Below are 20,875 nucleotides of genomic sequence, written 5' to 3' on the forward strand. Positions count from 1 at the left end.
TTATTGCTCCATGCGGCCAGCGGGCGCCGTCGGGACGCGCTGGAAGGCCTGCAGAGATTCCGGGGTGTCCGCGCGGCAGATCTGGCCGTTTTCCAGCATGTATTTGTCGACGACCTGGTCGAACAGCTTCGGCGCGACGGCGGCGTAAAGCGTCACGGGATCCTTGCTGCTGGGCAGTTCAAGCGTGCGGTAGGTCTTCAGGTCGAGCGCCTGGGACGAAGCGCGGGCAGCCTGGATCCAGGCATCGAACTCCTCGCGCGAGGTGGCCAGGGTCTTGAAGTGCATGTCCGAGAAACCGGGGCCGCTGTAGGCAGCGGACTGGCCGAGATAGACGCCCGGCGTGTCGGCGATCAGGTGCAGGCGCGTCTGCATCCCCGCCATGGTGTAGACCATGCTGCCGAGCTGCGGGATGAAGAACGAGTTCATCATCGATTCCGCGGTCAGCCGGAAATTGACCGGCGTGCCGACCGGGATCGCAAGCTGGTTCAGCGACGCGACGCCGTATTCCGGATAAATGAACAGCCATTTCCAGTTCAGCGCGATCACATCGACCTGGACCGGCTTGACCTGCGATTCCAGCGGCCGATAGGGATCGAGCTTGTGCGTCGAATCCCAGATCAGCACGGCCAGGCAGGCCACGATGACGCAGGGAATGCCCCAGACCACGACCTCGATCCTGGTGGAGTGCGCCCATTTGGGGGCATAGGTGGCGCTCGTATTGGTTTCGCGGTAGCGCCACGCGAACCACAGGGTCAGGACGATCACGGGGATGACGACCATCAGCATGACGAACAGGGAGATCAGGATCAGTGACTTCTCCTGTTCCCCGATGCTGCCCTTGGGGTTGAGCAGTTCCAGGTTGCAGCCGCTCAGCAGCGCGCTCAGGCAGGCGCTCAGCAACAGTGTGGGAAGACGGCGCTGCGGGCCGGGGGACGGGCGGGGGAGCGGGCCTTGTCGATTCTTGTCTGCCGGCCCGGCAATAGGTTTGAGCATTTCGGACACCTTGGTTACGGATCACCGAAGGCTCCCGGCCACGCGCTCCGATTCAAGTGCTGGCTCAGCCCCGCGCGGGCGTGGTTTGTATGGATTCCTTCGGTGATGTCTGGCATGCTAATGCAAGACAAAACCCATACATCGAAGAAATCTACCGGGCGAAATCCATGCAAGGAACCGATATCCGCGCCGAAGCCAGTGCCAAATGGGATCTTGAGATCACAACAGGTGGCGGCGCGCGCTACTTGCAGATCGTGGATTTCATCGAGCGGGCGATCGGCGAAGGCCGCCTGGTAGCCGGCGACCGCGTGCCGCCGCAGCGCAGCCTGGCCAAGTCCCTCCGCGTGGACCTGACCACCGTGACGCGTGCCTACAACGAGGCCAAGCGGCGGCATCTGATCGATGCCCGCGGGGCCCTCGGCACTTTCATTGCCGCGCCGCGGGCGGAGCTGGCGCGGGTGATCGACATGAGCATGAACGTGCCGCCGCCACCGGCGGGGCTGGATTTCCAGGACCTGTTGCGGCGCGGCCTGTCGCAGGTGCTGCTGCACAGCGACCCGCACCTGCTGATGACCTACCAGCTCGGCGGCGGCAGTGCTGCCGACCGGTCGGCCGGCACCCTCTGGCTCGCGCAGATATTCGGGCAGGTCGCTACTGCGCGGCTCGTGGTGTGCCCGGGCGCCCAGGCTGCGCTGGCCGCCGTGATCCTGGCCCGGACCCGGCCTGGCGATGCGATCGTGAGTGAGCCGCTGGCCTACCCAGGCATTCGCGCGGCTGCGGCACAGCTCGGGCGGCGCGTGATCATCGCGCCGGTCGACGCCGACGGGATGCTCCCCGACGCCCTCGAGGCGGCCCGTGCCGACGGTGCCACGCTGGCATACCTCAATCCGACCGCCCAGAATCCAACTACGCACACCATGCCGGCTTCACGCCGGGAGGCTATCGCCAGGGCCGCGGCGCACTGTGATGTCACCTTGCTGGAGGATGATCCCTACTGGCTGCTGACGCCGTCAGCGCCGCCGCCGCTGTCCAGCTTCGCTCCCGAGCGCACGTACTATGTCTCGACCCTGTCCAAGACCCTCAGTCCGGGGCTGCGGACCGCGTATGTCATGCTGCCGGAGGGCAGGCGCGGCGACGATCTGCTGGCATCCCTGCGGGCCTTCGCGCTGATGGCGGCACCGATGACCGCCGCCCTGGCGACCCAATGGATCCACGATGGCTCGGCCATGCATCTGCTCGACGGCATCAGGACCGAAGCGTTGGCCAGATGCGCGCTGGCAAGCCGGTGGCTGAGCGGGATCGGCCAGCTCCCGCCCAGCGCCATCCACGCATGGCACCGCTTGCCGGAGCACTGGTCGGCGCAGCAGCTCACCCGGGCCGCGCTGGCGGAGGACCTGCGCGTGACGCCGTCCGACGCGTTCTGGGAGGGGCCCAACGCGCCGACTGCCATCCGCATCTCGCTCGGTGGCGTGGAGGACCGCGCGCAACTATCGGCCGCGCTGCGCAGGCTGGCCGCATTGCTGGAACGCCGGCCGACGCCGGGGCTGGAAATGGTGGTGTGAGTTGCGGCGTGAGTCGGCTGGCTACTTGCCCGCATCGTCCGCAGTCGCGGACTGCCTTGTCGCAAATTCGCCCGCGGCTTCCAGCAGCCACTCGCGCAGCCGCTGCATCGCCTCGCTCATCGGCCGGGTATCCGGCGAGACCAGGTGATACGCGCTCGTGGAGCGCTGCGAATGGGCGACGGGCATGACCAGCTGGCGGTTTGCCAGGTATTCCCCCACGAGGAAGCGCGGCACCAGGCCAACGCCCAGCCTGGCGCGTGCGGCGGCGATGACCATGGAATGGTGGTCGAAGCGTGCGCCGCGCATGGCGTTGACGTCGTCGATGCCGGCCGCTTCCATCCATTGCTTCCAGCCGAGAATGCGTGTGGCGAGGTGCAGCAGCGGCGACCGGGCGATGTCATGTGGGCTGATCCGCTTTCTGCCGCCGAAGAAGTCCGGATGGCAGACCGCCACCGATTCTTCGTCGAACATCCGGTCGGCACGCGCGCCGGGATAGACCGCCTCGCCAAAGTGAATCGCCGCGTCGTAGGGGGTGCCGTCGAACAGGAAGATGTCTGACTGCGCGCTGATATTGACCACGATCCCCGGATGCCGCGCATAGAAGGCCGGCAGCCGCGGAATCAGCCACTCGACCGCCAGCGTGGGCACGCAGGCCAGCTCGACGGTGCCGCCCGCGCCCTCGTGCGCCATCAGGTCGAGCGTGTCGCGCTGCAGCTTGCGCAGCAACTCCCGCACCTGTCCGCTGTAGAGCGTGCCGGCCGCCGTCAGCGTGATGCGCTGGTTGGCGCGGTGGAACAGCTGCACGCCCAGCAGCGCTTCCAGCGACGCAATCTGGCGCGACACCGCGCTCTCGGTGATAAACAGGTCCGCCGCCGCGCGGCGCAGGTTCAGGTGCAGCGCGGCGGCCTCGAAGGCGCGCAGGCTGGACAGGCTGGGAAGTCGTTGCCGCATCGGGGAAGGGCTGGGTTGATGATTTTAGGTCATCATCCTATACGGAAATCTCGCTTGAAAGCTTGGAGTTGATGAGAAATCATTCGATCCTTGCGTTGCCGCCTCCTCCCGGCATCGTCATCACGACAACCTCATAACGACAACCATCAGGTAGACAGGAGACTGCATGAAACACTTGTTCAGCGCGCTCGCCGCCGGCACCCTTGCATTCGGCGCGACCATGCCCGGCATCGCCGGCGCGCTCGAGTTCCCGGCCAAGCCGGTGCGCATCATCGTGCCGTACCCGCCGGGCGGCACCACCGACATGGTGGCCCGGCTGATCGGCGAGCAACTGGCCACGCAATGGAAGCAGTCGGTGGTGGTCGACAACCGCCCCGGCGCGGGCGGCATCGTCGGCACCGGCACGGCCGCCAAGTCCACGGCGGACGGCTACACCCTGCTGATGGGCTCGGTGGGCGAGTTCGGCATCAACCCGGCCTTGTACAAGAAGCTGCCCTATGATGCCGACGCCGACTTCGCGCCGGTCGCCATGGTGGCGCGCGTACCCAACGTGGTGGTGCTGTCGCCGGCGTTTGCGGAACGCGCGCGCGTGCAGACGCTGCCCGAGTTCATCGCCTACCTGAAAGCCAATCCCAAGCGCGTCAACATGGCGTCGGCCGGAAATGGCACGTCCACGCACCTCGCGGGCGAGCTGTTCCAGCGCATGACCAGCACGGAGATGAGCCACGTCGCCTACAAGGGCAGCAGCCCGGCCATCGCCGACCTGATGGGCGGCAGCGTCGACGTGATGTTCGACAACCTGCCGGCGTCGCTGCCGTTTATCCGCTCGGGCAAGCTCAAGCCGCTGGCCGTGACCACGCCGGCGCGCTCGTCGGCGCTTCCGAATGTGCCGACGGTCGCCGCCGCGGGCCCCGTCCCCGGCTTTGATGCCAGCCCTTGGTTCGGCCTGCTTGCGCCGCGCGGGGTGCCCACGGCGGTGGCGCAGAAGATCAGCCAGGACCTGACGCGCGTGCTCAACGAGCCAGGCGTGCAGGCGAAAATGCGCGAGCTGGGCGCGGAACCGGCGCCCAGCTCGCCGGAGGCATTTGCCGACGTGCTGAAGAAGGACCGCCAGAAGTGGGGCGAGATCGTTCGCCTGTCCGGTGCTTCGGTGGACTGAAGCACGCCCATGTCCAGCACGTTCTGCATCCGCTCATGACTTCCGACGCCGCTTATCCCTTCGTCCCCGCGCTGCGCAACCCGGCTGGCTCTCCGATCCGGGAACTGTTCAAGTACCTGTCCGACCCCGGGATGATCTCTTTCGCCGGCGGCTACCCGTCCGCCGCGCTGTTCGATGTCGACGGCATTGGCGCGGCCTCGGCGGCGGCGCTGCGCGAGCGGCCCGCCGAATGCCTGCAGTACGGCGCCACCGAAGGCGCGCCGGCGCTGCGCCAGGTGCTCGTGTCGTTGATGGCCGGGCGCGGCGCGCCCGTGGCCCAGGACGAACTGCTCGTGACCAGCGGCTCGCAGCAGGGCTTCGATTTCCTCGCGCGCGCGCTGGTCGAGCCCGGCAGCGTGGTGCTGGTCGAGGAGCCGACCTATTCCGCGACGCTGCAGGCCTTGCGGCTGGCCGGCGCCGACGTACGCGGCGTGCCATCTGATCACGACGGCATGGACGTGGCTGCACTCGAAGCCATGCTGGCCGACCCGTCGTTGCGCCCCCGGCTGATCTATACGGTGCCGACCTTCGCCAACCCCACCGGCGCCACGCTGTCGCCCGCACGACGGCTGCAGCTGCTGAAGCTGGTGGCACGGCACCGCGTGGTGCTGGTCGAGGACGATCCCTACGGGGCGCTCAGCTTCGATGGCGCGCCGCCGCCTTCGCTGCTGGCGCTGTGCGCGTCGGTCCCCGAGGCGCGGCCGTGGCTGGTGCATCTGGCCAGCCTGTCGAAGACGCTGGCCCCCGGCCTGAGGATCGGCTGGATGGTCGCCGCGCCCGAGATCGTGCGCCGCGCGGTGATTGCCAAGCAGGTATCCGACCTGTGCACGCCGCCATGGATCCAGCTGGCCGCGGCCCAGTATCTGGAAGCGGGCCGGCTGCCGGCACAGGTCGCGCGGGAAGTCGCAGCCTATCGCGACAAGCGCGACCAGCTGGCGGCGGCGCTGGGCCAGGCCTTTGGTGACCGCATCCGTTTCGCATTGCCGGCGGGAGGGATGTTCCTCTGGGCCGCGCTGGATGGCATCGACGATGCTGCCGCACTGCTGCCGCACGCGATCGCGGAAAAGGTGCTGTTCGTGCCGGGTGCCGGATTCTATGTGGAGCAGCGCCAGCGCGCCACATTCCGGCTGTCGTTCGCGAGCACGAACCTGGCGCAGATCGGGGAGGGCGTCGCACGGCTCGCGCGGGCGGTCGAGCGGGCCGGGTGAGGGCTTCCACAACGGAAGCGGTTCGTGGCAGCCGGCGGATGCTATCCTGCGGCGGTCGAAACCACACGGCCGAACGCGGCAGGAGGACAGTATGACCATGACGCTCTACTACAACCCCCAGAGCCGCGCCTCGGTGGCGCGCTGGATGCTGGAGGAGGTCGGGGCTGAGTACAAGCTGCAGCACATCGATTTCACCAAGGGCGAGAGCCGCGCGCCGGAGTTCCTGGCGGTCAACCCGATGGGGAAGATTCCAACGCTGGTCTTGCATGACGGCACGGTCCTGACCGAGAACGGCGCGATCATCGCCTGGCTGGCGGATGCCTTTCCGCAGGCCGGGTTGATGCCGCCTGCAGGCTCGTCCGCGCGCGGCACGGTGCTGCGGTGGCTGTTCTTCTGCGGCAGTTGCTTCGAACCCGCGCTGACTGACCGGATGATGCGCAAAGAGGCGCCGCTGCCGAAGCAGGCGGTCGGCTGGGGCGACTATGACGATGTGATCGACGCCATCGAGCAAGCCCTGACGCCCGGCCCCTTCGTGCTCGGCGCGACCTTCAGCGCGGCGGACATCTATCTCGGTGCCTCGCTGGCATGGGCGGGCCGATTCGGTGCGCCGCGCATCAGCGAGAGCGCGTGCATCCAGGACTACGTCAAGCGGATCACCGCGCGCGACGCCTTCGTGCGCGCGGCGGAGGCCCAGTGAGACGCGAGAAGTCCTGCGGCATCAGCCCAGCGCGATGTTCGCCTTGCTGATCAACTCGCCCCGGCGCTGGGTCTCGAAGCGCACCAGCCTGGCATAGTCGGCACTGGCGCCGGGCAGCGGCGACGCCCCTTGGACAGAGGCCGCCGGCGGCTCCTCAGCTCGCCCTTTGCGCGGCCTGCGCCCGCCACCGGAATATGAGACATTGGAGTCCCGGTGGCGGATTCCCGGTGCTCGACTTTCCAGGAGACACATCATGCAAAGCAAGAACACGATCTGCTTGTGGTACGACCGCGACGCCCTTGATGCCGCAAACTTCTATGCCGGGACATTCCCCGACAGCGCAGTCAGCGCCGTCCACCGTGCGCCGGGCGACTATCCCGACGGCAAGCAGGGCGATGTCCTGACGGTCGAGTTCACCGTCGCCGGCATTCCCTGCCTCGGGCTGAACGGCGGCCCGCATTTCAAGCACAACGAGGCCTTCTCTTTTCAGATTGCGACGGACGACCAGGCCGAAACCGACCGCTTGTGGAATGCGATCGTCGGCAATGGCGGCCAGGAAAGCGAATGCGGCTGGTGCAAGGACCGCTGGGGACTGTCATGGCAGATCACCCCGCGCGCGCTCAGCGCGGCGATAACCGACCCCGACCGTGCGGCGGCCAAGCGCGCATTCGACGCCATGATGACGATGAAAAAGATTGATATCGCCGCGATCGAGGCGGCACGGCAGGGCAAAAGCCCATCCTAGAATTAAGGTAGGGCGTCTCAGTGCCAACCGCAAAGGGGGCTGGGGCAGGGCCGCTCCTCCATCGACTGGGAGAGACCATCATGAGTCGTTTGCTGCTAGGCAACATCGAACCTGGCACCTCGGACGAGGAAATCGCGGCCTTCCTGGAAAAGTACGGGTTTCCTCCGTTCGACAGCCTCGAACATGAGGAGGGCGATGGCTCGCAGCCTGCCGTGCTGCTGACCTATGGCAGCCTCGACCCCATGGTGCTGGGCAAATTGCAGCAGCGTATCCACCATATGTACTGGAAGAAGCGCGAATTGACCGCCGCTATCCTGCACGACCGTTTTGCGTGAGCCGAAGATGCCGCGGGGTGGCTTACGCGGCTCACGCGCCTGGCCCATCGGCTAGAATCCCGACCGGTAGCCGTTTCCCAATGTACCTAACGTGGCACTTCAGCAGGGTTTCATCCTGACCCGACATTGGCGCGATACGCCGGCCGGCACCGAAGTCGAATTCTGGCTGGCGACCGATGATGGTCCGCGCCACCTGCACCTGTCCTGTCAGCCGTCAGTCGCGTTTATCCCCGAGTCGCAGCGCGAGCGTGCCGAGGCGCTGCTGCGCCGCGAGCGCGAGGTCGAGCTGCGCCCGCTCAAGCTCCAGGATTTCCAGCGCCGGCCCGTACTGGGCCTGTACTGCCGCCAGCATCGGCAACTGATCCAGCTCAGCCGCTCATTGCGCGACGCCGGCGTGGATGTCTACGAAGCCGATATCCGCCCGCCCGAACGCTACCTGATGGAGCGCTTCATCACCGCCCCGGTCTGGTTCGACGGCGAGCCGGACCCCGGCGGCGCGCTGCGCAATGCCCAGATGAAGCCGTCGGAGTGCTACCGGCCCAAGTTGCGCCTGGTCTCGCTCGATATCGAGACCAACGCGTTCGGCGAACTCTATTCGATTGGGCTCGAAGGCTGCGGCCAGCGCCAGGTCTACATGCTGGGTGCGGCGCCGCAAATGCCCGCCGACGTCGATTTCTCGCTCGAGTACTGCGCCACGCGGCCCGAGTTGCTGGAAAAGCTGAACCAGTGGCTGGCCGATCACGATCCCGACGCGATCATCGGCTGGAATCTGGTCCAGTTCGACCTGCGCGTGCTGCACGAGCATGCGCGCAAGTTCCAGCTTCCGCTGCGCCTCGGCCGCGGCGGTGCCGAGATGGAATGGCGCGAGCACAACGCCCAGCAGCACTATTTCGCCAGCGCACCAGGCCGGTTGATCATCGACGGCATCGAGGCGCTGCGTTCCGCCACGTGGAGCTTCCCGTCGTTCAGCCTCGAATCGGTGGCGCAGACGCTGCTGGGCGAGGGCAAGGCGGTCGACAACCCGTACGACCGCATGGACGCCATCGACCGCATGTTCGAGCAGGACAAGCCGGCGCTGGCGCGCTATAACCTGCGCGATTGCGAACTGGTCACGCGGATCTTCGAAAAGACGGAGCTGTTGCCGTTCCTGCTGGAGCGCGCCACGGTCACGGGCCTGCCGGCCGACCGGAATGGCGGCTCGGTCGCCGCCTTCACGCATCTCTACATGCCGCTGATGCACCGCCAGGGGTATGTCGCGCCCAACCTCGGCGAGAAGGCGCCCGAGGCCAGCCCGGGCGGCTTCGTCATGGACTCGCGGCCGGGGCTCTACGAATCGGTGCTTGTGCTGGACTACAAGAGCCTCTACCCGTCGATCATCCGGACCTTCCTGATCGACCCGATCGGGCTGGTCGAGGGCCTGGCGCATGCGGACGATGCCGATTCGCTGCCTGGCTTCCGCGGTGCGCGGTTTTCCCGGACGAAGCACTGCCTGCCGGCGATCGTGGCCAGAGTCTGGCAAGGCCGCGAGGCCGCCAAGCGCGACCGGAACAAGCCGCTCTCGCAGGCGCTCAAGATCATCATGAACGCGTTCTACGGCGTGCTCGGGTCCAGCGGTTGCCGGTTCTTCGACGCGCGGCTGGCGTCGTCGATCACCATGCGCGGGCACGAGATCATGCGGCAGACCCGCGCGCTGATCGAGGCCCGCGGCTATGAGGTGATCTATGGCGACACGGATTCCACATTCGTCTGGCTGCGCCGCGCACGAACGGAAGCCGATGCCAGGCAGATCGGCCGTAGCCTGGTCGCCTACGTCAACGACTGGTGGCGCGACCACCTCTGGCAGACCTATGGACTGGAAAGCGCGCTGGAACTCCAGTTCGAAACGCACTTCCGGCGCTTCCTGATGCCGACCATCCGCGGCACGGACCTTGGCAGCAAGAAGCGCTATGCCGGCCAGGTCGAACGGCCTGACGGGAAGATCGAGATGGTGTTCAAGGGGCTTGAGACGGTGCGCACGGACTGGTCGCCGCTCGCCCAGCGTTTCCAGCAGACCCTTTATGAAAAGATCTTCAACCGCGAGCCGTACGCGGATTATGTGCGGGACATCGTGCGTCGCACCCTGGCCGGCGAGCTCGACGAGCAACTGGTCTATCGCAAGCGGCTGCGCCGCAAGCTCGATGATTACCAGCGCAACGTGCCGCCGCACGTCCGCGCCGCCCGTATCGCCGATGCCTATAACGAGCGCCAGGGACGTCCGCGCCAGTATCAGCATGGCGGCTGGATCAGCTACGTGATGACCGTTTCAGGGCCGGAGCCGCTTGAGACCCGGTCGGCGCCGGTCGACTATGGCCACTACGTCAACAAGCAGTTGCAGCCGATCGCCGATGCGATCCTGCCGTTCCTGGACGACGATTTCGAGACGCTGCTGGCTGGGCAGATGGCGCTCTTTCCGCAGTAGCATAAGCTGCTGATTCTAATGGAAAACTGTTCGATGGCTGGGGCTGCGGCAGTCGATCAGTTGCTTGTTCCCAAGCTCAAGGATCTGCCGGAACACGGGCACCCGTCACGGAGCAGTTCGACCTGCGCCGGCAGGCGGCATCAGCGCGGCATGTCCGTGTCGGGTGTTGCGCGATAGCGCCAACCACGTGCCCGCATTCGCGCTGCGGCACTTCCCGACCTAATATAGGCCATGCCATCGGCGGCACGGGGCCTTCCTATGATGATCGATCCGCCAGTCTTGCCATGTTGACGCGCAGAGCCTTCCTGCTCGGCGGTGCGGGCGCTGCCGGTGCGCTGGTGATCGGATGGGCCTGGCTGCCGCCGCGCCAGCGCCTGGCGGGCGGCGAGCCGCTGGCGGCGCGCGACGGGCAGTTTGCGCTGAACGGCTGGATCAAGGTGGCGTCCGACAACACCGTCACGGTGGTCATGAACAAGGCCGAGATGGGGCAGGGCGTGCATACCGGCGCGGCGATGCTGCTGGCCGAGGAGATGGAGGCCGACTGGTCGCAGATCCGGGTCGAGCCGTCGCCCATCGACAACCTGTACAACAACATCGAGGGCGTGGTCGCCAACCTGCCGTTCCGGCCGGACGACAAGGGGTGGCCCAGGCGTGCCGCCGAATGGTTCACGCGCAAGGGCGTGCGCGAGGTGGGCCTGATGTTCACCGGCGGCTCTACCAGCATCAGGGACCTGTGGCATCCGATGCGCGAGGCCGGCGCCGCCGCCCGCATGATGCTGTGCGCGGCAGCGGCGAAGCAGTGGGACGTCAAGGCCGAAGCCTGCCGCGCGCAGGCCGGCAAGGTGGTGCATCCGTCGGGGCGCAGCGCCACCTTCGGCGAACTTGCCGCGGCTGCCGCGCGTGAGCCTTTGCCTCGCAAGGTCGAACTGAAGGATCCGGCCAGCTACAGGCTCATCGGCACCCGCGCGGCGCGCCTTGATGCCGCTGCCAAGCTCCACGGCACAGCCAGTTTCGGTATCGACGTGGTGGCGGACGCGATGGTCTACGCCAGCGTGCAGATGTGTCCGACGCTGGGCGGCACGCTGCGGGGATCCCCGCCCGACGACGTAAAGAAGTTGCCCGGCGTGCTCGACCTGTTCGCGCTGCCTCCGCTCCAGGGCGGCAGCGGCGGCGTGGCGGTGATCGCCAGCGATGCGTGGATCGCCATGCAGGCGGTGGAGAAGGTCCAGTGCAAGTGGGACGAGGGCGAAGCGGCGAAGCTGTCGAGCGACGGCATCCGCGATACGCTGGTGAAGGCGCTCGACGCCGCCGACCCACGCGTCTGGTACGAGCATGGCAACGGGCGCGCCATGAAGCAGGGCAAGCCCGCCATCCAGGTCCTGTACTCGGCGCCTTATCTCGCTCACGCCGCGCTGGAGCCGGTCAACTGCACGGTGCTGGTCCAGGAGGACCGCGCCATCGTGTGGGCTGCCACGCAGATGCCCGGGCTGGCTCGCCGCTGCGTGGCGAAGACGCTCAGGCTGGACACCGACAAGGTCGAACTGCGCCAGCAATTCATCGGCGGTGCCTTCGGGCGCCGGCTCGAAGTCGACTTCATCTGCCAGGCGGCCACCATTGCCGCCAGGCGCAAGGGCGTGACGGTGCAGACGATCTGGTCGCGCCCCGAGGACATGCGGCATGACTTCTACCGTCCGGCCAGCGTGTCGCGCTTCGAGGCCTGGCTCGACGAAAACCGAAAGGTCATCGCCGTGCGCAATGTCTCGGCCAGCCAGTCAGTGCTGGAGGGCGTCGCGAAACGCAACTTCGGCCTGCCCGACATCTTCCTGTCGCGGCTGGACAAGTCCACGGCGGAGGGCGCCTTCGACCAGGCCTATGACTGGCCGGACGTGTGGGTCGGCCACCAGACCGTGGACCTCGCCATCCCCGTGGGCTACTGGCGCTCGGTGGGGCACTCGCACCACGCCTTCTTCATGGAGAGCTTTGTCGATGAGCTGGCGGTGGCGGTCGGGGTGGACCCGCTCGACTACCGCATGAGCCTGCTCAGGGATGAGCGCCAGCGCGCGGTGCTGGAGCAGGCAAGAAAGATGTCGGGCTGGGGCCAGCCCTTGCGCAAGCAGCCTGGCGTGGCGAAGATGGGGCGCGGCGTGGCCCTGCACGAGTCGTTCGGCAGCGTGGTGGCGCAGGTCGCCGAGGTGTCGGTAGGCAACATGGGGCAGGTCCGCGTGGATCGCGTGTTCTGCGCCATCGATTGCGGCATGCCGGTCAACCCGACCCTGATCGAACAGCAGGTCGAGGGCGGCATTGTGTTCGGGCTGTCGGCAGCGCTGTGGCAGAAGATCACGCTGGAGCAAGGCAAGGTGAAGGAGGACTACTACACCGCCTTTCCGGCCATGCGCCTGCGAGACTGCCCGGACATCCAGGTACACGTGATGCCTTCGACGCGCCCGCCGCAGGGCGTGGGCGAGTCCACCACGCCGCCGATCGCCCCGGCGGTGGCGAACGCCTTGTTCCATGCGACCGGCGAGCGCCTGCGCGACCTGCCGCTGCTGAAGACCCTGCCGCCTTCCGGAGCCTGCGATGCCAGACCATCAGATCAGTGTCAACGGTAAGAGCGTCGAAGTCCGCTCGGACGGCTGCACGCCGCTGTTGTGGGTGCTGCGCTGCGAGCTCAAGCTGACAGGCACCAAGTTCGGCTGCGGCGTGGGGGTGTGCGGCGCCTGCGCGGTGCATGTCAACGGCAAGATGGTGTTGTCGTGTCAGCACCAGGCGAGCGAGATGGAAGGCAAGAAGATCGTCACCATCGAAGGACTCGACGGCCCCGAGGCGAGCGCGCTGCGGGCGGCCTGGCTCAAGCACGAGGTGGTGCAGTGTGGCTACTGCCAGAGCGCGCAACTGATGGCGGCGAGCGCGCTGCTCAAGCGCACCCGGAATCCGAAGGAGACGGAGATCGCCGACCAGATGAGCTGCGTGATCTGCCGGTGCGGCACGTACACACGGATCAGAAGGGCGATTGCGGAAGCGGTGGAGATGTTGAGGGGGTGAGGGCGTAGGGCCATTGGCAACGGCTGGCACTCGCGCCAGCATGCGCGAGCGCCCCGATCCTTGCGGACGAGCTGGAAGTCTTGGGGGGAAGGCGATGAAACATTCCGGGTCAGCACCAGAGTCGCCATATCCGGGTGGTTCGCAAGCTGCGGCCGATGCTGCCGGCTCCGCGACGATCGCTTCCGCGTCTGCCGCGACCGGGCGCGTGGAACTCTACACCCAAAGAACCATGGTGAACTGGCTGAGCCCGCTACAGCTGCCGTTCACTGCCATGCGGGTTGCCGTGGCGATGGCGATCGGCGCCTTTGCCGACCAGCGCATGGTGCAGGCGGCACTCACCACGCTGAATCCGAACCCGCCGCTCCCGGTGCCCGCCGACGGGCACGGCGGTGTCTGGGTCGACTATCTGGCCGACACCGGCGACGGTTGGGACTCGACCTACTCCATGGCGTTGTGCGTCAGTCACGCGGTGACGCTGCGCGAGCAAGGCGTGACGCTGCCACGGGCAAAGGTGCTGCTGCTGGGTGGCGACCAGGTGTATCCGACCCCTGCCCATGAGGGTTATCGGACACGCTTCGTCGATCCCTTCCGGGCGGCATTCCCTGCGCCGGTCGAGATCGCGCGCCCCGTATACAGCGACCAGCCGATCAAGTTGCCGGATGCGCCGTGGATGGTCGCCACGCCTGGCAATCACGACTGGTACGATGGCCTGCGTGGCTTCGCCCGCCTGTTCTGCAGCGGCAAGCCCGTGGGCGGCTGGGAGACACGCCAGCGCACTGGCTACTATGCCTTGCAGTTGCCCGGCGGCTGGTGGGTCTGGGGCCTGGACCTGCAACTGGAGTCTGAAATCGACCGGCCGCAGCGCGAGTACTTCCAGAAGATGCACACGGCGCTGCAGCCCGGTGACCGTGTCGTATTGTGCGCGCCCGAGGCGAGCTGGATTGACGAGATGGAGCGCGTGCGCCGCGGCGAGCGGCGGGCCGTACCTTCGATCGAGGCCAAGACGCCGCGCTTCCGGAGCCTGAGCGAGATCGAGGGGATGCTGGGCGACCGGCTCGCGCTGGTGCTGGCCGGCAACTCGCACCACTACGCGCATTACGTGCCGCGAGAGGGCACGGCGGGACCGCATCGCATCACCTGCGGAGGCGGCGGTGCATTTCTTCACGGCACGCACCTGCTGCCAGATCCGCCGAGGCCTATCGTCGTGGGCCCGGCCAGACAGTTCTACGAACTGAAGTCAGCGTATCCGGAAAAATCCGCTTCCCGGCAATTGCGCAATCGCGCGTGGCAACTGCCTGCGCGCAACCTCTCGTTCTGTGCGCTGGTGGCGATCCTGTACTTGCTGTTCGACTGGATCATTCAAAGCGCGAGCCTGGTATCTGTCCCCGGGCGCGATCAACGCAGCTTCGTCGACAGGCTGGCCGGGCTCGAAGTGACATTCGGGAATATCGGCGAGGTGTTCCACCAACTGTTCCGGGTCATGGCGCACAGTCCGGCGTCGGTGGTGTTCGCAGCGGCCATTGTCTTTACCTGTGCTGCGCTGTCGACCAGGGATGTCAGGCGCGGCGTGCGCCTGGCGTGCGTTGTCGGCGCGTTGCACGGGCTGCTGCACCTGGCACTGGCAGTCGCGCTGCTATGGCTCGTCATGCGCCTCAACTTCCATGTCTTTGGCACGGACAATGCGCCCCCCGTCTTGCTGTTCGTGGTCGAGGCCATGCTGCTGGGCGGCGCCCTCGGTGGCCTGCTGTTTGGCGCATGGATGGTGTTGGGCAATGCCCTTTGGCGCCTGCACCCCGAGGAGGTGTTCTCCTCCCAGCGCATCGCCGATTACAAATGCTTCCTGCGGATGCGGTTCGAGTGTGGGCAATTGACGATCTACCCGCTCAAGCTGGAGAAGGTCTGCCGTCATTGGAAGCTGGGCGAGGGCGTCAAGCGATTGACGAAGGTCCATGGCACCTGGCGCATACGCGCCCAGCCCGGCGCGACCGGCCCCCGGTTCGTGCCGGCAGACGGTCAGGTAATGCCGCCCGAGGCGGTGCGGATGATTGAGGAGAAGCCAATCATCATCCAACGATAGGGAGCGTCATGATGAGCAATGCGCTTGCCTACGATGTCGTCGTCATCGGCAGCGGCTTCGGTGGTGCAGTCTCGGCGTGCCGGCTCGCGCAGGCCGGCCGCAAGGTGCTGGTGCTGGAGCGCGGCCGGCGCTGGAGCCCCGCGACTTACCCGCGCGACGAGAGCGACCCCTGGCTGTGGAACCAGGAGCGCGCCAATCGCTTCAATGGCTGGGCCGATATCCGGACCTTCTCTGACGTATGGGTTATCGCCGGGGCCGGGGTCGGTGGCGGCTCGCTGATCTACGCCAACGTTTCCGTGGAAGCCAAGCCGGAAGCCTTCCAGCAGGGCTGGCCGAAAGAGGTTACCTATGCGGACCTGCAAGCCCACTATGAGGAGGTCGGGCGCATGCTCGCGGTGAGCGAAGTGCCGGATAACCAGTTGAGCGAGCGAACCCGGCTGTTGCGCGAGGGGGCGGAAGCCTGCGGTTGGGGCGGGCGCTTCCGTAAATTGCCGCTGGCGGTGACATTTTCCGAGCATTGGGACCCCACACGGCAAGACGCCCGCGATGACCGTCATTCACAGACATTCATGAACCAGCACGGCAGGTTGCAGGGCACTTGTGTTCACTGCGGCAACTGTGACGTGGGGTGCCAGGTATCGGCCAGGAATACGCTGGACCTGAATTACCTGGCAGTGGCTGAGGACAATGGCGCCGAGATTCTTCCGCTGCACCTGGTAGACCGGCTCGAGCCGCTGCAGCAGGGCTGGCGCGTATGCTTCAGGAAGATCGACCCGGAAAACGAAACGACGAGCCCTGGCACAGTCACGGCCGCCAGGGTGATACTGGCCGCCGGCTCCATCGGCAGCACCGAGCTTCTGCTGCGCTGTCGGGATGAGCATCGCACACTTTCGGGGCTTTCGCCACGGTTGGGATATGGGTGGGCGCACAATGGCGACTTCGTGACGCCAGCCTACTATGACCACAGGACGATCTCTCCTTCCCATGGCGTAACCATCTCCGCAGCGATCGACCTGTTGGACCACAGCGGCCCGAACGGACAGGCGCTCTTCGTGGAGGACGGTGGAATCCCGAACCTCGCAGGCAACTTCATTCGGCGCCATATGAAGCGAACGCGTTCCCGCAAGCTGCGTGCCGTGTGGAAGGAGGTCGGAGGACTGTTTGACGACGGCGATCCGGTCGAGCAGATGATGCCCTGGTTCGGGCAGGGCGTGGACCCTGGCGATGGCCAGCTGAGACTGGGCCGCACGTGGTACGCACCGTGGCGTCGTGTGCTGCGGCTCGACTGGTCCTATCAGGCATCGGTGGCCGTCATCGAGGCCATGATTGCAGCGCATACGCAGCTCTCGGCAGCGACTGGCGGGGATCCGTGGGTACCGCTCACCTGGCGACGGTGGCACAACCTGATCACACCGCACCCGCTGGGAGGCTGCAACATGGGAACCTCCGCTGCAGACGGAGTCGTCGATGCAAGGGGCCGGGTATTTGGCTACAAGGGACTGTATGTCATGGACGGTGCGATCGTCCCGCGTCCGCTCGGCCTGAATCCTTCGCGAACCATCGCGGCGCTCGCGGAGCGCAACGTGGCGATGCTCTTGCGCGAGCAGGACTGACGCTAGCGAAAGCCAACCATGCACCATCGACACCTTCAGCCTGGCACGCTGTGGCCGGCGATCCTGCAGCGGACGGCGCATGCCTTGCAGAGCGGGGCGTTGTGCCCGATCGAAACCACCGAGGCGGCGATCGAGGACGGTGGCGTGCGGTTTCTGGTCCGCCAGGTATCGAGCCTGGCTCGCAAGGACAAGGCACGCACGACCAGCAGCGCCGGGAGCAATCCATTCCTGCCCTATGACCCGGAACTGTTTGTCGCGGATATCTCCGACACCCATGTGGCCTTGCTCAACAAGTTCAATGTCATCGAGCATCACCTGCTCATCGTCACGCGCCGCTTCGAAGCGCAGGAATCCCTGCTGACCGTGGCGGACTTTGAAGCGCTGCTGGCTTGCATGGCGGAGTTCCCGAGCCTGGGCTTCTACAACGGCGGGGCAGTCGCGGGAGCGAGCCAGGCCCACAAACACCTGCAGATCGTACCGTTGCCGTTCGCCGAGGGTGGGCCGGCGCTGCCGATTGGTCCCTTGCTGGCGTCGGCACGGATCGCCGGCGCTATCGGTGCCGTTCCCGGCCTGGCATTTGCGCATGCGTTCGCGCCGCTGGATCTGTCCGCGGCGCCGGTGGAAGAGATGGCGTGCACGGCGTGCGAGCGCTACCGCGCGTTGCTGGATGCGGTTGGCGTGCGCGCGGTTGATGTCGAGGGCGGACTGCACCCGTCAGCGCCGTACAACCTGCTGGTCATGCCCGCGGGGCTGCTGCTGGTGCCGAGATCCATGGAGTGCGTGGAAGGCATCGCAGTCAATGCCCTGGCGTTCGCCGGCTCGCTTTTTGTCCGGGATGCGGCGCAGATGCAGGCTATTGAGAGCCTTGGCCCGATGCATCTCCTCCGGCAAGCCACGGCAGCCGCGGGGCAGGGCGGGACAGCAGGCTAGCTGCCCTATGCGGCCTGATTCGCAGCCGGGCGCCGCGCCGCCGCTTTTTGCCCGGCATGCTTGCTGCGCCTGGTAGCACGCAGCACCAGCAGCACCACCGGCAGGATCAGCACGCCTTTGATCAGTTCCGGGTCCAGCGGCAGGTGCACCGCATGCAGCGCCTTGAGCCCGGTGCCCGCCAGCGACAGCACGTAGTAGGAAATGGCCGCGACCGACAGGCCTTCGACCGCGTGCTGCAGCCGCAGCTGGCTGCGCGCGGTCTGGTCCATGCCCTCGAGCAGGCGCGTGGTGTCCTGCTCCTGCGCCAGGTTGACGCGCGTGCGCAGCAGGTCGAGCGCGCGCGCCACGCGGCCGGCAAATTGCTCGTGCCGCGCCCAGACCGACCTGCACGTCTCCATGGCAGGCGCGAAGCGGCGCTCCATGAATTCGGCAATGGTCGGTATGCCTTCGATGCGCTCTTCACGCAATTCCTGGATGCGCGCCAGCACCAGCTTCTCGTAGGCGCGCGACGCGCTGAAGCGGTTGCCGGATTCAGCCAGCGCCTCGATGCGGACCGCCAGGTGCGTCAGCCGCTCCAGCAGCTCGGCATCGTGGCGGCCGCCCTGGCTCGTGTCCATGCTGCGCATCAGCGGCGCGAGCGAGCGCTGCAGGTTGTCCACGCTGCGGCCCAGTTCACGCGCCACCGGCAAGGCCAGCAGCGCCATCATCCGGTAGGTCTCGATTTCATACAGCCGCTGCAGCAGCCGTCCGCCTTGCACTTCGCGGAAGCCGTTGTCGATGACCAGGAAGCGCGTAAAGCCATCTGGCGGGATGGTCCAGTCGCAGAACACCTCGCCGCCGCCGAGCACGTGGCTGCCCGCCAGGGTCGGGCCGTCGATCCATTCCCGCACGTGGTCGCGCGCATGGGCCGCGGCCTCGCCCGAGACCAGCTCCATGCGCAGTGCCACCAGGCGCTTGCCGGCGAAGCTGTCGAACCACTCGGCCGGGATATGGGCGGTGGCCAGGTCGGAGAAGTAGTCCGCGTCACCACGCCGCGCCACGAACGTGAAGGTGGAGAACTCGGTGTGCCGCTCCCACTTCAGTTGCTTGTGATCGCCCCAACGCCCTGAATAGTGCGTTACGCCGTCGGCCGGTACCTCCAGCCCGGTCAGCCTGCACAAGTCGGCCAGCAAGGCATGGTGGACGGCGGTATCGCCGTCGGCATAGATGGCAAAGTGCGTCAGCGAGGCGGGGCCGCCGATGCGCAGGAAGGGGCGGGCATGCAGTTCGCGCGCGAGGCTGTCGCGCAAGGGGTGGTCCATGTTCGCGTGTGGCATAGGTGGTCAACGTTTTCGACCAGTATGCCCGAGCACCGATGGTTAAGAAAAATGCGTAAAATTGATCTGTTGCTTCAGTTTTTCTGATACCAGTGAAAGCGCTTGACCTCGATGTCCTGGCCATGATGGTGGCGGTTGCCGATACCGGCAGCATTTCCCGCGCGGCGGAACTCGTGCACCGCTCACAGTCGGCGGTCAGCATGCAGATCAAGGCGCTTGAGCAAGCTTTGGGCAAGCCACTGTTCGTGCGCAGGCCGAGGAACATGATGCTGACCCCGGAAGGCGAGGTCCTGCTGAGCTTCGCGCGCCGCATGCTGGCCCTGCGCGACGAGGCCTGGGCGGCCGTGGTCCGCCCCGACGTGACCGGGCGCGTGGTGCTCGGCATGCCGGACGACTATGCCTCGTCCCTGTTGCCCGCGATCCTGAAGAAGTTTTCTGCGACCTATCCCAAGGTCGAGATCCAGGTCATTGGCCTGCCAAGCGTGGCGCTGGCGCCCATGGTCAAGGACGGATCGGTCGACCTGGTCTGCGCAACGCGAGTGAAAGGGTTGTCCGGGGAGTTCATCCGGCTGGAACCGATGGTGTGGGCCGCATCGCCGGCGGCGCACGAAATCTGGAGCGAGCGGCCGCTGCCCATTGCCGTGTTCCAGTCGGGCAGCGTCGCCCGCGACATTGCGATCCGCAGCCTGGAGCAGGCCAGGATCGCCTATCGCATGTCCTATGAAAGTCCCAGCCTGCTCGGCCTGCTCAGCATGGTCGAAGCGGGACTGGCGGTGGCGCCGCTCGCGCGATGTGCCGTTCCGGCCCGTTTCATCATCCTTGGCCAGGCCCAGGGGCTGCCCGGGCTAGCCGGGCTGGAGCTGGTGCTGGCGCGCAGCGCAAAGTCGAAGCGGCCGCCTTGTGACTTCCTCGCTGAACAGATCCTGTCCGAGTTGCAGCGCTGGCAAGCGTAATGAGGCGTTCGCCCTCGTCGGCAGGTCGTGGGTCGGCGTGGCCAAGTGACAAAGGAGGCTCATTCAAGTTCTTTTCAAAAACGCTTGCAAGGCAGGCATCCAGGCATTAAGATTCGCCCCCTCGTTCGCAAGGCACCGCGCAACGGGGGTGGGAAAAGACTTGCAAGGATTAACTCGATTCGAAAGAGTGTGCCTTCCAGAATAAAGAATTTCTCGAAAATGATTGATTAATCGCGGAAACTTCTTTATAGTCTCGTTTCTCCGCTGCAAACAAAACGCAGCAACGCAAACGGCAAAGCCGGATGCGGCCCGAAAGGGCGGGTTCTTTAACAACCAAACAACCGATAAGTGTGGGCGCTTGATAACGGATGCGGAAGACTTCGGTCTTTTAGCTTTACAAGTTATACAGTGCTCGCACAGCAAAACGTGACTGGGTCTTCGGATCTGGTCAGTCAGTTTTCTGAGAGTGAGCGACCGCTCGAAAGAGCGAGGACCTTCGGGTCCACACAGAGATTGAACTGAAGAGTTTGATCCTGGCTCAGATTGAACGCTGGCGGCATGCCTTACACATGCAAGTCGAACGGCAGCACGGGCTTCGGCCTGGTGGCGAGTGGCGAACGGGTGAGTAATACATCGGAACGTGCCCTGTAGTGGGGGATAACTAGTCGAAAGATTAGCTAATACCGCATACGACCTGAGGGTGAAAGCGGGGGACCGCAAGGCCTCGCGCTACAGGAGCGGCCGATGTCTGATTAGCTAGTTGGTGGGGTAAAAGCCTACCAAGGCGACGATCAGTA

16 protein-coding genes and 1 rRNA gene are annotated in these 20,875 nt (G+C 66.0%); 14 read left to right on the forward strand and 3 right to left on the reverse strand.

Translation table 11 applies throughout. From position 1 onward, the window contains the following. Positions 1-993: a ubiquinol oxidase subunit II gene (gene cyoA / locus AC3WQZ_RS04815; protein WP_037023807.1), complete on the reverse strand. Its 993-nt coding sequence runs from the start codon at positions 991-993 to the stop codon at positions 1-3. A 167-nt stretch (positions 994-1,160) separates the two neighbouring features. On the opposite strand from cyoA, the gene AC3WQZ_RS04820 reads away from it, so the two are divergent. Then, positions 1,161-2,555, forward strand: coding sequence for an aminotransferase-like domain-containing protein (locus tag AC3WQZ_RS04820; protein WP_492300112.1), 1,395 nt, complete (start codon positions 1,161-1,163; stop codon positions 2,553-2,555). A gap of 21 nt (positions 2,556-2,576) precedes the next feature. Here the strand turns inward: AC3WQZ_RS04820 and AC3WQZ_RS04825 are convergent, their stop codons facing one another. Next, complete coding sequence (locus tag AC3WQZ_RS04825) at positions 2,577-3,506, reverse strand: LysR substrate-binding domain-containing protein (protein ID WP_010811608.1); 930 nt, start codon at positions 3,504-3,506, stop codon at positions 2,577-2,579. A 166-nt stretch (positions 3,507-3,672) separates the two neighbouring features. Here AC3WQZ_RS04825 and AC3WQZ_RS04830 point away from each other — a divergent pair, with 166 nt between their 5' ends. The 11 genes from AC3WQZ_RS04830 (at position 3,673) to AC3WQZ_RS04880 (ending at position 17,809) form a co-directional block, all read left to right on the forward strand. Continuing rightward, positions 3,673-4,665, forward strand: a complete 993-nt coding sequence (locus tag AC3WQZ_RS04830; RefSeq protein ID WP_492293480.1) for a Bug family tripartite tricarboxylate transporter substrate binding protein — start codon at positions 3,673-3,675, stop codon at positions 4,663-4,665. 35 nt (positions 4,666-4,700) lie between these two features. Continuing rightward, a complete protein-coding gene (locus AC3WQZ_RS04835; protein WP_492300113.1) occupies positions 4,701-5,912 on the forward strand; it encodes an aminotransferase-like domain-containing protein in 1,212 nt (403 codons plus the stop codon). A 91-nt stretch (positions 5,913-6,003) separates the two neighbouring features. Beyond that, complete coding sequence (locus tag AC3WQZ_RS04840; RefSeq protein WP_010811611.1) at positions 6,004-6,609, forward strand: glutathione S-transferase family protein; 606 nt, start codon at positions 6,004-6,006, stop codon at positions 6,607-6,609. Positions 6,610-6,862: 253 nt separating this feature from the next. Beyond that, positions 6,863-7,354 (forward strand): VOC family protein, encoded by a 492-nt coding sequence (locus AC3WQZ_RS04845; RefSeq protein WP_492300115.1) that lies wholly within the window; start codon positions 6,863-6,865, stop codon positions 7,352-7,354. An 80-nt stretch (positions 7,355-7,434) separates the two neighbouring features. Next, entirely contained in the window at positions 7,435-7,689 is a 255-nt protein-coding gene (locus AC3WQZ_RS04850) for a hypothetical protein (RefSeq protein ID WP_010811613.1), read from the forward strand. Between the two features lie 91 nt (positions 7,690-7,780). Further along, positions 7,781-10,147 (forward strand): DNA polymerase II, encoded by a 2,367-nt coding sequence (locus tag AC3WQZ_RS04855; RefSeq protein ID WP_492300117.1) that lies wholly within the window; start codon positions 7,781-7,783, stop codon positions 10,145-10,147. A 284-nt stretch (positions 10,148-10,431) separates the two neighbouring features. Next, positions 10,432-12,756, forward strand: a complete 2,325-nt coding sequence (locus AC3WQZ_RS04860; RefSeq protein ID WP_492300118.1) for a xanthine dehydrogenase family protein molybdopterin-binding subunit — start codon at positions 10,432-10,434, stop codon at positions 12,754-12,756. Further along, complete coding sequence (locus tag AC3WQZ_RS04865) at positions 12,725-13,189, forward strand: (2Fe-2S)-binding protein (protein WP_492300119.1); 465 nt, start codon at positions 12,725-12,727, stop codon at positions 13,187-13,189. The genes AC3WQZ_RS04860 and AC3WQZ_RS04865 overlap by 32 nt, the downstream gene beginning before the upstream one ends. Before the next feature lie 229 nt (positions 13,190-13,418). Beyond that, positions 13,419-15,266, forward strand: coding sequence for a preprotein translocase subunit YajC (locus AC3WQZ_RS04870; RefSeq protein WP_492300121.1), 1,848 nt, complete (start codon positions 13,419-13,421; stop codon positions 15,264-15,266). 8 nt (positions 15,267-15,274) lie between these two features. Continuing rightward, positions 15,275-16,879 (forward strand): GMC oxidoreductase, encoded by a 1,605-nt coding sequence (locus AC3WQZ_RS04875; protein ID WP_492300123.1) that lies wholly within the window; start codon positions 15,275-15,277, stop codon positions 16,877-16,879. Between the two features lie 18 nt (positions 16,880-16,897). Then, positions 16,898-17,809 (forward strand): ATP adenylyltransferase family protein, encoded by a 912-nt coding sequence (locus AC3WQZ_RS04880; RefSeq protein WP_010811619.1) that lies wholly within the window; start codon positions 16,898-16,900, stop codon positions 17,807-17,809. A gap of 5 nt (positions 17,810-17,814) precedes the next feature. Here AC3WQZ_RS04880 and AC3WQZ_RS04885 read toward each other — a convergent pair whose 3' ends face one another. Further along, positions 17,815-19,110: a DUF3422 family protein gene (locus tag AC3WQZ_RS04885; RefSeq protein ID WP_010811620.1), complete on the reverse strand. Its 1,296-nt coding sequence runs from the start codon at positions 19,108-19,110 to the stop codon at positions 17,815-17,817. A gap of 107 nt (positions 19,111-19,217) precedes the next feature. Between AC3WQZ_RS04885 and AC3WQZ_RS04890 the strand changes: the two genes are divergently transcribed. Beyond that, complete coding sequence (locus tag AC3WQZ_RS04890; RefSeq protein WP_492300124.1) at positions 19,218-20,078, forward strand: LysR family transcriptional regulator; 861 nt, start codon at positions 19,218-19,220, stop codon at positions 20,076-20,078. Between the two features lie 515 nt (positions 20,079-20,593). Then, positions 20,594-20,875: ribosomal RNA gene (locus tag AC3WQZ_RS04895) — 16S ribosomal RNA — on the forward strand; the annotation flags it as partial.

The organism is Cupriavidus sp. FW305-26, from assembly GCF_058787975.1.

What these genes read in the sequence shown, in the direction of transcription:
- cyoA (WP_037023807.1), bottom strand. Translation starts at nt 993, where the DNA reads ATGCTCAAACCTATTGCCGGGCCGGCAGACAAGAATCGACAAGGCCCG.
- AC3WQZ_RS04820 (WP_492300112.1), top strand. Translation starts at nt 1,161, where the DNA reads ATGCAAGGAACCGATATCCGCGCCGAAGCCAGTGCCAAATGGGATCTT.
- AC3WQZ_RS04825 (WP_010811608.1), bottom strand. Translation starts at nt 3,506, where the DNA reads ATGCGGCAACGACTTCCCAGCCTGTCCAGCCTGCGCGCCTTCGAGGCC.
- AC3WQZ_RS04830 (WP_492293480.1), top strand. Translation starts at nt 3,673, where the DNA reads ATGAAACACTTGTTCAGCGCGCTCGCCGCCGGCACCCTTGCATTCGGC.
- AC3WQZ_RS04835 (WP_492300113.1), top strand. Translation starts at nt 4,701, where the DNA reads ATGACTTCCGACGCCGCTTATCCCTTCGTCCCCGCGCTGCGCAACCCG.
- AC3WQZ_RS04840 (WP_010811611.1), top strand. Translation starts at nt 6,004, where the DNA reads ATGACCATGACGCTCTACTACAACCCCCAGAGCCGCGCCTCGGTGGCG.
- AC3WQZ_RS04845 (WP_492300115.1), top strand. Translation starts at nt 6,863, where the DNA reads ATGCAAAGCAAGAACACGATCTGCTTGTGGTACGACCGCGACGCCCTT.
- AC3WQZ_RS04850 (WP_010811613.1), top strand. Translation starts at nt 7,435, where the DNA reads ATGAGTCGTTTGCTGCTAGGCAACATCGAACCTGGCACCTCGGACGAG.
- AC3WQZ_RS04860 (WP_492300118.1), top strand. Translation starts at nt 10,432, where the DNA reads ATGTTGACGCGCAGAGCCTTCCTGCTCGGCGGTGCGGGCGCTGCCGGT.
- AC3WQZ_RS04865 (WP_492300119.1), top strand. Translation starts at nt 12,725, where the DNA reads ATGCCAGACCATCAGATCAGTGTCAACGGTAAGAGCGTCGAAGTCCGC.
- AC3WQZ_RS04870 (WP_492300121.1), top strand. Translation starts at nt 13,419, where the DNA reads ATGGTGAACTGGCTGAGCCCGCTACAGCTGCCGTTCACTGCCATGCGG.
- AC3WQZ_RS04875 (WP_492300123.1), top strand. Translation starts at nt 15,275, where the DNA reads ATGATGAGCAATGCGCTTGCCTACGATGTCGTCGTCATCGGCAGCGGC.
- AC3WQZ_RS04880 (WP_010811619.1), top strand. Translation starts at nt 16,898, where the DNA reads ATGCACCATCGACACCTTCAGCCTGGCACGCTGTGGCCGGCGATCCTG.
- AC3WQZ_RS04885 (WP_010811620.1), bottom strand. Translation starts at nt 19,110, where the DNA reads ATGGACCACCCCTTGCGCGACAGCCTCGCGCGCGAACTGCATGCCCGC.